A 12,787-nucleotide genomic window follows, 5' to 3' on the forward strand; every position below is an offset into this window, starting at 1 on the left:
ATTACTCCCGTCTTCTCTAATCTTTTATATATTTTATCTTCTAACCTTAAAGTAGCATGACCTTTATATTTACTTTTTTCAGAATTATCAAAATATCAGTATCGCTATGATAACCGTTAACTAAATCACGTACCCAATCACCTCTAGCAAAAGAGCCATACAAGATAATCATAGCGATTTTATCTTGTGCAATATCTAGAATTTGCTGCACTATAAAATTAAGTCTAGCACTAATTTTAAGAGAACGTTCGGGTAAAGCGGTTTTCATCTATTCATTTGCACCATGACAATATTTATATTTCTTACCTGAACCGCATGGGCATAGCTCATTACGGGATACCCTACCCCAACTGGTAGGAGCTTCAGGATTTCTATCTTTTGGGTCAATGCGTGATACAACAGGTTTAAGGTCTGTCTCAAGGCTACTTCCTGCATTATATTTACTAAATGCCGGATCTTCTCGACTTTCCTGCATATTTTTTTGGAGTTTTTTATGCTCAAGCGAAACATCTTCTTTTTGAACATGTTTTAAGTCGATATGGAAGTGATATACTGTTTGAATAAATAATTCTTTTAAATTATTAAGCATCTGCTCAAATAAATTAAATGCTTCTCTTTTATACTCGCTAAGAGGATCTTTTTGTGCATAAGCTCTAAGAGATATACCTTGTCTTAAATGATCTAAGCTATATAAATGATCTTTCCAAACTTGATCAAGAGTAGTTAGCAAAATATATTTTACGGCATTATGCATTAACTCGCTACTGTAAGCTTCTTCTTTTGACTTATATATATCATGAGCCATTTTTATAACGGATTTGGTAATTTCTTCTTCCGTTACGTCATTTTTACTTACTAAATTATGATCAAATTTTATAGAAAAGACACGATGTAATTCTACGCTTAAATTTTCTATATCCCAATCTTCTCTGTAAGATCCTGCTGGCATAAAAGTTAGCACTATCTTTTTGGCGAGTTCTTCAGTAGTACTATTTAAGAAACCATAACTATCTTTAGATTTGATAATTTCGGTACGTTGCTCATATATTATTTTACGTTGGTCATTCATTACATCATCGAAACGTAATAAATTTTTACGTATCTCGTAATTATGCCCTTCGACCTTTTGCTGAGCTTTCTCAAGTGAACGACTAATCATCGGATGGTGGATAGCCTCCCCGTCTTTTAATCCGAGTGTTCTAAGAACCCCTGATATACGTTCTGAAGCAAAAATACGCATTAAATCATCATCAAGCGATAAGAAAAACTTAGTTTTGCCTGGATCGCCCTGTCTCCCTGATCTTCCTCTTAGCTGATTATCTATCCTACGGCTTTCATGCCTTTCCGTACCTATCACAAATAACCCGCCTGCTTCAATAACCTGCTTCTTTTCTTCAGCAATTTGAGCTTTTATTTCAGCTATTTTAGCTTCATAACTATGATCTTTATCCAGCTGCTCTATTAACATTTCAGGGTTACCGCCAAGCATAATATCAGTACCGCGTCCTGCCATATTAGTTGCAATCGTTACTGCCCTAAACCTACCTGCTTGAGTAATAATAAAAGCTTCTTGTTCATGAAATTTAGCATTTAATACTTTATGAGGGATTTTTTCTTTATTTAAAACGCTTGAAAGTTCTTCTGATTTTTCTATGCTTATCGTACCGACAAGTATAGGCTGACCACGATCGTAACAATCTTTAATCAGTTTTAAGATAGCATCATATTTTTCTTTTTTACTACCGTAAATCTCATCATCAAGATCAAGCCTTGTTACTTTGTTATGGGTTGGAACTGCGACTACATCGAGATTATATATGTCTTTTAGTTCCGGTGCTTCGGTCATAGCCGTACCGGTCATACCTGATAATTTAGGATAATTACGAAAATAGTTTTGAAAAGTAATGGATGCAAGAGTTTGGTTTTCATTTTGAATTTTCACATTTTCTTTTGCTTCTAATGCTTGATGTAACCCTTCCGAATATCTACGTCCCTCCATTACACGACCGGTAAACTCGTCTATAATCATTACTTTACCGTCTCTTACTAAATAATCTACATCCACGTCAAACATATTATGAGCTCTTAAGGCTTGGTTAACATAATGCACTAAAGTTAAATTCTCAAAATCATATAAACCGGAATCAGGCTTTATAATATTTTCTTTACTTAAAAGCGATTCTATATGTGTAATACCCGGTTCCGTTAAGTTGATAGTTTTTAATTTTTCATCTTTTTCAAAATCACTTGCTTTAAGCTGCCGTACAATTTTATCAATTTTACCGTATAATTCTGAATTATCATTAACCGGACCTGATATAACGAGCGGCGTTCTAGCTTCATCTATCAAGATCGAATCAACTTCATCAATAATAGCAAAATTAAAAGGACGCAGTACTCGCTCTTGTATGCTATACCTCATATTATCTCTTAAATAATCAAAGCCAAGTTCATTATTTGTTGCATGGGTAATATCGGCATTATAGGCAGCTCGTTTTGCCTCATCAGGCATACCGGCAACAATACATCCAACCGATAAACCTAAAAAGTTATAAATTTTACCCATAGAGGCAGAATCACGACTTGCTAGATAATCATTAACCGTTACAACATGCACTCCTTTTCCGGTCAAAGCGTTTAAATATGCAGGAAGCGTTGCAACTAATGTTTTACCCTCACCGGTACGCATTTCGGTAATCATGCCTCGATGTAATATAAGCCCCCCTATAAGCTGAACGTCAAAATGACGCATACCGCAAACTCTTCTAGCTGCTTCCCTAACTACTGCAAACGCCTCATATACTATATCGTCTAAAGTTGCTCCGTTTTTAAGCTTTTCTTTAAACTCTACAGTTTTATTCTTCAACTCCTCATCTGATAATTTTTGTATAACAGGTTCAAGCGAGTTAATCTTTGTAATCTCGGAAAATAGTTTTTTTACAGTACGATCATTTGCCGTACCGAAAAGTTTTTTTAATATAGAAAGCATTAAAGTCCTTATGATATTTTTAGTATTTTAGTACTTAAATATAGGTATATTTTATAAAATAATCAAATGTTATAATTTTATTTAAATGAATAATTTTTTATTGAAAAGTATTTTTTTACTACAAAATATTTGTAAATTATTATTAATAAATAAAATATTCTCAAATAGCTATTGACGGTTATATATTATTTTTATAGAATTTAAGCTTATGTTTAACACAATTATGAGTCATAAATGAAAAAATTATCTGTTATATTTTTATCAGTTAGCATGCTTTCCGGTATTGCTTTTGCCGATAAAGACAAAGTAGTTGCTACCTATAAAGGCGGTGAAGTAAAAGAATCGCAAATTATGAAAGAATTTAAGCCACAGCTTAATCTTCAATCAGGTGAAACAATCAAAAATTTTGATGATTTTCCACCGCAAGATCAGGAAAAATTAATAAAAATTCATGTTAATAATCTTTTGTTAAAAGAAGAAGTTGCTAAGTCAAACATTACTTCATCTAAAGAATTCCAAGAAAAACTTGAAAATGCAAAAAATCAATTAGCTCAACAAGAATTACTAGCAAATTACATAAAATCTAACATTACGGATAAGATGTTCGATGACGAGTATAATAAATATGTTGGTAATCTTAAAGGTAAAGAACAAATAAAAGTTGCTCATATTTTAGTTAAATCCCAAAAAGAAGCTAATGAAATCAAAACCAAATTAAGCAAAGGCGGAAATTTTACTAAGCTTGCAGAAGAGTCATCTCTTGATAAAGCTTCAGCTTCAAATGGCGGCGTTATTGGTTACATTCTACTAAATCAACCTGGACAGTTAGTGCCGGAATTTGAAAAGAAAGCTTTTGCTTTAAAAGTAAATGAAGTTTCAACTCCTGTAAAAACCGATTTCGGTTGGCATATTATCAAAGTACTTGAGAAAAAACCTGTTCCTATCCCAACAAAAGAAGAAGCAAAAGTAACTATTGATAATATATTAGCCGCAGAAATACTAAAGAAATATATTTCCGATTTAGAAGCTAAAGCCGATTTAAAAATCATGTTACCTAAAGCAGATAGCAAAGCTGGAGAGTAATTATATTTAATATCATTCCTGCGAAGGCTGGCTTTGGCATGGATCGAAAAACACCTTTAATGTCATTCCAGCAACAGCGGGAATATAGTAAATCCTAGCTAACTTGATCGCGGGATCCAGTTAAAAATACTAAAATCATTAGTACCTTAAATTGTTTTTTGGATACCGTGGTCAAGCCAAGGTATGACACCAAACGCGTTTTCTGATTCACACAACAATACCCGCCTACGCTGGAATGACATTATAACCACCCTCAACCACGGCAAATGCTACACATACAGGATAATCATCAGAAAGAGAAAGGTGAATATTAAAAGAAGAGTATTTTTTTGTATAGTTTGAACTAACTTCTGCTATAGGCTTACCTAAATCATCATTTAGTATAGTAATATCTTTAAAATTTATACCTTGACCTATACCGACTCCAAAGGCTTTACTAACAGCTTCTTTAGCAGCAAAACGCTTTGCTAAAAACGCAGCACGGTTTGTTTTATCCAATAAAGCAAACTGTTTTAATTCCTTTGAAGTTAGAATTTTTTTAACAAAAAGTTCCGGATATAAATGTAATATTTTTTCGATTCTAGGAATTTGTACTATATCAGTACCGATACCGACAAGCATTTACTTATCTGTTTCATAATCTTCGCCATTCTCATCAATAAAGATTTGAGCATCTAAATCAGAATAATCTTCCCCGATATAAACTTCAGGTAAATACTCAAATTTTTCTTCTACATCTTCCGATTCATCTTGATTAACAAGCGGCTCTATCATAGTTCTTGTACGCAGACTGTTTATTAAGTCTTGTTCTAACTGAGCTACCGATACTTTTCCGGCAGCAATTCTACGTAATGCGATAACAGGAGGCTTATCACACTTTTCTTTTTTGCTTTGACTAGTTTCTACTTTATAATTTAATAATTTAGCATATCTTGTTGCTAGGACAACAAGCCGAAACCTATCGGGTATAATTTTATTACAATCTTCTGCCGTAATTCTTGCCATAATTCTTCTCCGTTAAAAATAGTATACTACGAATAAATAGGGAATGAGTATACGAAGATCAACTTCAAAAAGAGCTAGAAGTTCACAAGGCGAGGAACGGAGCGTATACTTAATACGTGAGTACCCGTAGCTCTTGTAGAATGACAACGCCAATTTTTGAAGTTCATCGAGTATATTATACCCTTTTTATATCCGCACCGCAATTACTTAATTTTTTTTCTAAATCTTGGAATCCACGATCTAAGTGGTATATTCGGTGTAATACGGTTTTGCTATTAGTACTAAGACCTGCTAAAATTAGTGATACCGAAGCTCTAAGGTCACTTGCCATAACTTCCGCTCCTTTTAACATTTCTACACCTCGCACGATAGCCTTATTACCTCGTACTACTATATCTGATCCCATTCTACATAATTCAGGAACATGCATAAAACGGTTTTCAAAAATATTCTCGGTGATCATTGAAACACCGCTGCTAAGCGTCATAAGACTCATAAATTGTGCTTGTAAATCTGTAGCAAACCCAGGATATGGATTGGTTTCTAAATCAACTGAATTTAACTTTCCTTCATAAATTACCTGCACACCATTATTGATAGGCACAACTTTTATACCTGTTTCAATGAGTTTTAAAGCTATATTTTCTATAATATGATAATCAATTCCACAAATTTTCACATCACCTTTAGTAATAGCTGCCGCAAACATATAAGTACCGGCTTCAATACGATCAGAAAGTACTTTATAGCTCGCTTTATTTAAAGAATCTTTACCTTTAATTGTTATTTCGCTAGTGCCGACACCTGTAATATCAGCTCCCATTTTAATAAGGCAATTACATAAATCAACTATTTCCGGCTCTCGGCCGCAATTAAAAAGCAGTGTTTCACCTTCTGCTAACACAGCTGCAAGTATTGCATTAATCGTAGCACCGACGGAAACTTTATCAAAAACAAAATGTGTACCTTTTAAACGTCCTTTACTTGAAGCGTTAATATAACCGCCTTCTATTTCAATCGTAGCCCCCATAGCTTTTAATACTGCAATATGCAGATCTACTTGCCTTGCCCCGATAGCACACCCGCCCGGAAGCGATACTTTTGCTTTACCGTATTTGGTAAGCAAAGGACCAAGCACCCAAATCGATGCTCTCATTTTACGAACTATTTCATAATCTGCGGTAAAGTTATTTATATTTCCGGTATTAATTATAAGCTCAAATTCATCTTGGTGTTCTATTATTTCAATATCTGCTCCGTGACTTCTTAGCAAATCTTTCATAGTACTAACATCCGTTAATTTTGGGACATTAGTAATGTGCAGTTTATCGGTAAGAATAGACGCCGCCATAATAGGTAGCACGGCATTTTTAGCACCGCTAATATTAATACTACCTCTGAGAGGTTTACCGCCGTGAATAATTAATTTCTGCATAAATTTTTATAAAAATGTTTAGGTCATTCTTAACTAGAAGTATTGTTGCGTGGATCGGAAAACACGCTCAGTGTCATACCGTGGCTTGACCACGGTATCCAGAAAAAAATTAAAAAGACTGGATCCCGCGATCAAGTCGCGGGATGACAATGGAATAACTGATCCACACGAGCAAGCTTATCGCAAGCATAACATCGAAGGCTACACATCTAAATTCACGACATTCAAAGCATTCGCTTGGATAAATAATCTGCGAGGTTCAACAACATCACCCATTAAAGTAGAGAAAATGCCCTCTGCTTCATCGACTTCTGCGACTCTTACCTGAAGCAAAGTTCTTTTTGCGGGGTCAAGAGTAGTTTCCCATAGCTGATCGGAATTCATCTCACCGAGACCTTTAAAACGCTGAATATTTATACCTTTTTTCCCGCATTCTATAATGGTATTTAACAACTGACGCGGCGTTAAAATATCGAATTCCTGACTTTTTACTATAAGCTTTAATTGCTTACTAAATATATCAAAAATCGTTAAAGCAAGCTTTGATATTTGTACAAACTCAAATGATTCCAACTGCTCTTTCAACAATATTTTACTTTCTTTTAAACCTCTGCTACAACGGAAAAACGCTATTTTATTTTCATGTTTTAAAACTTCCCAATTAGTTTTATCAGGCGACTCTTCTAGGCTATTTAAAACATCTAAAGCTTTTTTAAGCCTTAAATCACTTTCAGCCTCAAATATTTGGTTATTAAGTAAGTCATTAATCGCAAGAATTTCGGTAATTGAGCGATTAAATTTTTTGCTAGCATGATCAAGCAACCCGTTAAACTTAACTACTTTACTAATTAGCTCTTCTAAATTATCACCTACTAACTGCTCTTTACCGTCTAGAATTAAGGTTGCATCATTGATAGTTGATTTTATCAAATAATCTTGCAAAGCTTGCTCATTCTTTAAATAAAGCTCGGCTGCTCCTTTTTTTACCTTATAAAGCGGGGGCTGGGCTATATATAGATAACCTTTATTTATTAGCTCCAGCATATGACGATAGAAAAACGTGAGCAATAAAGTTCTAATATGTGAGCCGTCAACATCGGCATCGGTCATAATAATAACTTTATGGTATCTAAGCTTTTCAAGAGAAAATTCTCGGTTATCAACACTGGTTCCAAGAGCCGTAATTAACGTACCGATTTGATCAGAACCAAGCATTTTGTCAAACCTTGCTCGCTCAACATTTAAAATTTTACCACGCAGAGGTAATATAGCCTGAATCTTACTGTCCCTACCCTGCTTTGCAGTACCACCCGCCGAATCACCCTCTACTATAAACAATTCTGAAATTGCAGGATCTTTGGCATGGCAATCTGCAAGTTTACCGGGTAAGTTCGAGACTTCTAAAGCTGATTTTCTTCTAGTTAACTCCCTTGCTTTTCTAGCAGCTTCACGAGCATTCGCCGCTTCCATAATCTTAGCTATAATTGCCTTTGTTTCCGCCGGATGCTCTTCAAACCACTCAAGAACCTTTGTATAAACGGCATTCTCAACAACAGGTCTTACCTCAGAACTAACTAGTTTGTCTTTTGTCTGAGAGGAAAATTTAGGATCGGGAACTTTAACAGAAAGCACACAACATAACCCTTCCCTAGTATCTTCACCACTAAAGTCATTTTTAGCTTTTTTATTAAGACCCGTAGTATCAAGATAAGAAGTAATAACACGTGTTATCGCTGATTTAAAAGCACTAAGGTGGGTTCCGCCGTCACACTGCCTAATATTATTAGTAAAGCATAAAATATTTTCGTGATAAGAATCATTCCAGTGCATTGCAAGCTCAAGGCTTATACCGGACTCAGCATTATCTACATTGACTATTATACATGGGTGGATAGCGTGCTTCGCTCTATCTATATATTTCACATAAGCTTCTATACCGCCTGTATAATAAAACTCTGCTTCCTTAGCTTCTTCAAAGCGATTATCTACTAATAAAATTTTTACTCCTGAATTTAAAAAAGCAAGCTCACGAAGACGATGCTCTATAGTGCCGAAATCAAATTCTATATTAGTAAATGTTTCTGCAGACGGGAAAAAAGTAACTTCAGTACCTTTTTTATCAATATTTTCTTTGACAACCGCAAGCGGAGCTTCCGTTATACCGTTATTAAATCTAATTAAATACTCCTTATTATTACGCCATATACGCAGCTCAAGCCACTCAGAAAGAGCATTTACCACCGATACACCGACACCGTGTAGACCGCCTGAAACTTTATAGGAGTTCTGATCAAACTTACCGCCGGCATGAAGCTGTGTCATAATAACTTCAGCTGCCGATATTCCTTCCTCTTCATGAATTTCGACTGGTATACCTCGCCCGTTATCGGACACGGTTACTGAACCGTTTTTATTTAATATTACCCGGACTAAATCACAATAACCGGCGAGCGACTCGTCGATAGCGTTGTCGACTACTTCATAAATCATATGATGTAGACCCGATCCATCGCCAACGTCCCCGATATACATTCCGGGCCTTTTTCTTACGGCTTCAAGACCTTTTAAAACCTTTATAGAATCAGCACCGTATGATGATTCGTTAAATTTTTCTTCAATTTCCGACATAATCTTTTTATATTTGGCTCTATTATTTGTTGCTAGAAACAATAAAAATTACTATAACGTAACTTATTAAAATAGTAAAGTTTCTTGATTTAAAATTAGCGAGATAAAATGAATATATTAAAGTTAAAAAATATTTTCGACGTAATTGATGATTATGACGTGTTTTTATTTGATCTTTGGGGTGTAATAATCGAAGGGGGACATACCTACCCAAATGTTGTACAACATATTAATAAAATTATTGAACGAAAAAAAGTATATTTTGTCACTAATGCTCCACGCAATATTTTTTCAATGCATCAAACAATTAAATCTTGGGGATTAAATGCAGAACCGGAAATGATCATTAGCTCAGGTGAAATAGCAGTGCAAATGATCCTAGAAAGTAAAGAGCGGTTCGGTATAAAAAAACCTGTAATATATCATTTAGGACATTTAGAAAATGATATAATAAACGTAATTCAATGTCCTATCACCGATGATATTCAAAAAGCTAATATTTTCTTAATGACTATTTACAGGGACGAAAACGAAAATTTAGACTTAAACGAGTTCGATGAATTATTTAAAATTGTTGTAGAACGTAAAATGGTCAATATCTGTGCTAATCCCGATCTTGGAATAAATCAACACGGTGTTTATAGATATTGTAGCGGCTATTATGCTGAAAAAATAAAACAACTTGGTGGAAAAGTAATTTATAGCGGTAAGCCGTACGAAGAAATATATAGCAAAATTTTTAAAGAATGTCATAATACCCCTAAGAATCGTATTTTAATGATTGGGGACACTTTTTACACTGATATGCTTGCAGCAAATCGCCTCGGTATAGACTCTGCCCTAGTGTTAACAGGAAATTCTAGGGAATATCATATTAATTTTGATAATATTGATGAAAAACTGGATAGTTTAACGAAAGCTGCTATCAAACAATCGATTATGCCTAGTTTTGTGTTGAGTTTATCGTGATTACGTCATAATACTAATGTCATTCCCGCGGAGGCGGGAATCCAGTAATCCTTAATGTCGCCCCGTGGCTTGACCACGACGGAGTCCAGTCTTTATTTTATTTTTTTCTGGATCCCGCGATCAAGTCGCGGGATGACAGTACAACAACTCTATTGATATTATACTCATAATCTGCTATAGAGTAAAACTTAAGCGGTCGTGGCGAAATTGGTAGACGCGCAGCATTGAGGGTGCTGTTCTGTAAAAAGATTGGAAGTTCAAGTCTTCTCGACCGCACCATTCGCCGGTTTTTTACAAGGTCAAATTAGCGACTTCTTTCTGTAGTTGTCTCTTTTCTTTGTTCTGAGATCATTGCTCTAAAATTTTTCTGTTTTGGCACTTCAGATTTTATTTTTACTTCTAACTTTCTTTTATTACCAAATGTCTGTCCTACAAGCCCATACAACTATAGGATATCCCTCTGCGTCCAATGCATTCGGCTCAGCCCCATAGTCTAATAATGCTGTAACTATATCTAAATTTTTATTTCTTATAGCAGAGTAAATACAAGGATTACCATCTTCATCTAATATATTAGGATCAACCCCTGCTTGCAATAACTTTTGAACCTCTTCTAGATTCTCATCCTCAATTGTAGCAATCAATAATTCTTCCTTATTATTCATAAATTGCCCCCTAATATATTAATAAAAGTATACTAATAAAGATATGATTAATATATTAGACTTGTCAATATTTCCGATATGGATCTTTTGCTGAATAAAAAACTATTGCTTATTTGTACTCTGTGATTTATATTGATTAGCAAATTGTACACCACCTTGCGTCAAACCTAGCTAAATCAGTTTTAAATAATTATAATTAACTAAGTCTATAATAAACTATTAGGTAAATAGGTTATGCCTAATTTCAATATATTTAAAAGCATCTTACCTGATCATCACGATCAATTTGCCGAGATTTTCGATCAAATTAATGATTTGCTCGAAGATCATAATTATGATGCTGCGGCAAGCAGGCTGGCCGAGCTTCATTATGCCGATTTAGCGGGTTTCTTAGATAATCTTAACAATAAAACATATAAAATAATTATTCCTTTATTACAGGATAAAATTAAGCCTGAAACGTTAGTATCGTTAAACGCTTATAGTAAGCCTCTAATAATAGAAACTTTAGGCATAAAAAAATCTGCAGAATTAATCAATAAGCTAGTTATAGAAGACGCTATTGAAGTAGTAATTGATCTAGACGATGATATAAAAGATCTTATCCTAAGTAACCTTACTAAAGAAAAAAAACACCAAATTACCGTAGGTTGTACATACCCCGAAAATACGGTAGGTAGAGTAATTGAGCGAGATTTTATTAATCTTCAAGAAAACTGGACGGTAGAGGAATCATTACATTTTATCAAGAACGTAAAAAACGACTTTTATGCTGCTATCGTCACTGATAATAAATTACGTCCTATCGGTATTATTTCTCTCAGCACGCTAATTAAAGGCAAAAAAAATGAATTAATAAAAGATTTGATGAGCAAAGATTTTAAGCTTGCAGATGCTTTTACCGACTTAAATGAATTAAGCTTTATTTTTAGACAATATGCTTTAACTATTGTACCGGTAGTAAATAAAAGCGGTAAGTTAGTAGGTAGCGTATCAATCGATAATATAATTTATATTATCGAAGAACAAGCCGGAAAAGATATATTATCATTAAGCGGGGTGCATACTCAAGATACTTTCTTCAATGTATTTTATACCGTTAAACATCGTTTTCCTTGGCTCTTTGTTAATCTAATCACTGCCTGCATGACCTCACTTATCATTAACCATTTTAACGACACTATTGCAAAACTTGTAACGCTTGCAGCCACTATGCCTATCGTAGCCTCGATGGGCGGTAATGCCGGAACACAAGCCATGACCGTTACGGTTAGAGCCCTTGCTAATAAGGATATTCATTATAATAACGTCAATAAAGTTATATTAAAAGAAATAGCCGTATCAGCTTTTAATGGTTTTGTACTTGCAATTATCGGAGCAGGACTTAGCTTTGTAATGTTACTTGACTTAAATCTTAGTGTAATTTTTGCTATTGCAGTTATTGTAAATTTCTTAGTAGCCGGATTATTCGGCTCTGCTATTCCTATAATACTGCATTATTTTGATATAGACCCCGCTGCAGGCTCCGGTGTATTTCTAACAACCATAACCGATGCTTTAGGTTTCCTAACTTTCTTAAGCCTTGCTCATATTTTTTTAGTGTAAAATTTGGTGTTTATTCAAATAAAAATACGTACATATTACAGCAAGCAGTAGCTATAACTCCAAGACATTTACATATACCACAACTTGTATCCTGATTTGCAAAGTCGGTAATATTATTCTCATAAGATATGTTATTATCTCTCTGTATATTCTGATTATTATTATTAATATTCGACTCTTTGAACAATAAATTCGCAACAGTAAGTATTAACTCACCCTGTGACGCAGTTAGGTTAATATTATTTAAGGAGGTAGCTTGTGCATACTCTTGTACTTCTAAACTATTACGGTTTGACATAGTTACATTTTGACTTTAGGATAAAATAGACTTCTTGGATAACTTGCTTCTAAAGGTATTTGTACGTCAATCCTAATACCTCATCCTCACGTAGGTTTACTACGCTGCGG

General features: G+C 34.4%; 10 protein-coding genes, 1 tRNA gene and 1 pseudogene. 4 read left to right on the top strand and 8 right to left on the bottom strand.

Going from position 1 to position 12,787, the window contains the following annotated elements; translation table 11 throughout:
* Nucleotides 1-46 precede the first annotated feature (46 nt).
* The gene (locus ACIAS7_RS06970; RefSeq protein WP_473198769.1) at nt 47-268 is read right to left on the bottom strand and encodes a nucleotidyltransferase domain-containing protein; all 222 of its coding nucleotides are present in this window, start codon (nt 266-268) and stop codon (nt 47-49) included.
* Nucleotides 269-2,989: a preprotein translocase subunit SecA gene (gene secA, locus ACIAS7_RS06975; protein WP_473198770.1), complete on the bottom strand. Its 2,721-nt coding sequence runs from the start codon at nt 2,987-2,989 to the stop codon at nt 269-271.
* Between the two features lie 234 nt (nt 2,990-3,223).
* Between secA and ACIAS7_RS06980 the strand changes: the two genes are divergently transcribed.
* On the top strand, nt 3,224-4,072 hold the full coding sequence (locus tag ACIAS7_RS06980; protein WP_473198771.1) for a foldase protein PrsA: 849 nt from the start codon (nt 3,224-3,226) through the stop codon (nt 4,070-4,072).
* Nucleotides 4,073-4,297: 225 nt separating this feature from the next.
* On the opposite strand, the gene acpS is transcribed toward ACIAS7_RS06980, so the two are convergent.
* From acpS to gyrB, 4 genes are all read right to left on the bottom strand, one after another.
* Nucleotides 4,298-4,693, bottom strand: a complete 396-nt coding sequence (acpS, locus tag ACIAS7_RS06985) for a holo-ACP synthase (protein WP_473198772.1) — start codon at nt 4,691-4,693, stop codon at nt 4,298-4,300.
* Nucleotides 4,694-5,077, bottom strand: a complete 384-nt coding sequence (gene rpoZ, locus ACIAS7_RS06990) for a DNA-directed RNA polymerase subunit omega (protein WP_473198773.1) — start codon at nt 5,075-5,077, stop codon at nt 4,694-4,696.
* Nucleotides 5,078-5,252: 175 nt separating this feature from the next.
* Nucleotides 5,253-6,512, bottom strand: coding sequence for a UDP-N-acetylglucosamine 1-carboxyvinyltransferase (gene murA, locus ACIAS7_RS06995; protein WP_473198774.1), 1,260 nt, complete (start codon nt 6,510-6,512; stop codon nt 5,253-5,255).
* Nucleotides 6,513-6,713: 201 nt separating this feature from the next.
* Nucleotides 6,714-9,140: a DNA topoisomerase (ATP-hydrolyzing) subunit B gene (gene gyrB / locus ACIAS7_RS07000; protein ID WP_473198775.1), complete on the bottom strand. Its 2,427-nt coding sequence runs from the start codon at nt 9,138-9,140 to the stop codon at nt 6,714-6,716.
* Between the two features lie 108 nt (nt 9,141-9,248).
* Here gyrB and ACIAS7_RS07005 point away from each other — a divergent pair, with 108 nt between their 5' ends.
* Both ACIAS7_RS07005 and ACIAS7_RS07010 read left to right on the top strand, forming a co-directional pair.
* The gene (locus ACIAS7_RS07005) at nt 9,249-10,109 is read left to right on the top strand and encodes a TIGR01459 family HAD-type hydrolase (RefSeq protein ID WP_473198776.1); all 861 of its coding nucleotides are present in this window, start codon (nt 9,249-9,251) and stop codon (nt 10,107-10,109) included.
* A 192-nt stretch (nt 10,110-10,301) separates the two neighbouring features.
* Nucleotides 10,302-10,388, top strand: a tRNA-Leu gene (locus ACIAS7_RS07010).
* A gap of 146 nt (nt 10,389-10,534) precedes the next feature.
* On the opposite strand, the pseudogene ACIAS7_RS07015 reads toward ACIAS7_RS07010, so the two are convergent.
* Nucleotides 10,535-10,774, bottom strand: a pseudogene (locus ACIAS7_RS07015) (ankyrin repeat domain-containing protein); the annotation flags it as partial.
* Between the two features lie 234 nt (nt 10,775-11,008).
* Between ACIAS7_RS07015 and mgtE the strand changes: the two are divergent.
* The gene (gene mgtE / locus ACIAS7_RS07020) at nt 11,009-12,379 is read left to right on the top strand and encodes a magnesium transporter (protein WP_473198777.1); all 1,371 of its coding nucleotides are present in this window, start codon (nt 11,009-11,011) and stop codon (nt 12,377-12,379) included.
* Nucleotides 12,380-12,389: 10 nt separating this feature from the next.
* Here mgtE and ACIAS7_RS07025 read toward each other — a convergent pair whose 3' ends face one another.
* The gene (locus ACIAS7_RS07025; protein WP_473198778.1) at nt 12,390-12,677 is read right to left on the bottom strand and encodes a hypothetical protein; all 288 of its coding nucleotides are present in this window, start codon (nt 12,675-12,677) and stop codon (nt 12,390-12,392) included.
* Between the last annotated feature and the right edge of the window lie 110 nt (nt 12,678-12,787).

The sequence above is a fragment of the Rickettsia sp. 109562A South Dakota genome (assembly GCF_055791265.1).

What these genes read in the sequence shown, in the direction of transcription:
- ACIAS7_RS06970 (WP_473198769.1), bottom strand. Translation starts at nt 268, where the DNA reads ATGAAAACCGCTTTACCCGAACGTTCTCTTAAAATTAGTGCTAGACTT.
- secA (WP_473198770.1), bottom strand. Translation starts at nt 2,989, where the DNA reads ATGCTTTCTATATTAAAAAAACTTTTCGGTACGGCAAATGATCGTACT.
- ACIAS7_RS06980 (WP_473198771.1), top strand. Translation starts at nt 3,224, where the DNA reads ATGAAAAAATTATCTGTTATATTTTTATCAGTTAGCATGCTTTCCGGT.
- acpS (WP_473198772.1), bottom strand. Translation starts at nt 4,693, where the DNA reads ATGCTTGTCGGTATCGGTACTGATATAGTACAAATTCCTAGAATCGAA.
- rpoZ (WP_473198773.1), bottom strand. Translation starts at nt 5,077, where the DNA reads ATGGCAAGAATTACGGCAGAAGATTGTAATAAAATTATACCCGATAGG.
- murA (WP_473198774.1), bottom strand. Translation starts at nt 6,512, where the DNA reads ATGCAGAAATTAATTATTCACGGCGGTAAACCTCTCAGAGGTAGTATT.
- gyrB (WP_473198775.1), bottom strand. Translation starts at nt 9,140, where the DNA reads ATGTCGGAAATTGAAGAAAAATTTAACGAATCATCATACGGTGCTGAT.
- ACIAS7_RS07005 (WP_473198776.1), top strand. Translation starts at nt 9,249, where the DNA reads ATGAATATATTAAAGTTAAAAAATATTTTCGACGTAATTGATGATTAT.
- mgtE (WP_473198777.1), top strand. Translation starts at nt 11,009, where the DNA reads ATGCCTAATTTCAATATATTTAAAAGCATCTTACCTGATCATCACGAT.
- ACIAS7_RS07025 (WP_473198778.1), bottom strand. Translation starts at nt 12,677, where the DNA reads ATGTCAAACCGTAATAGTTTAGAAGTACAAGAGTATGCACAAGCTACC.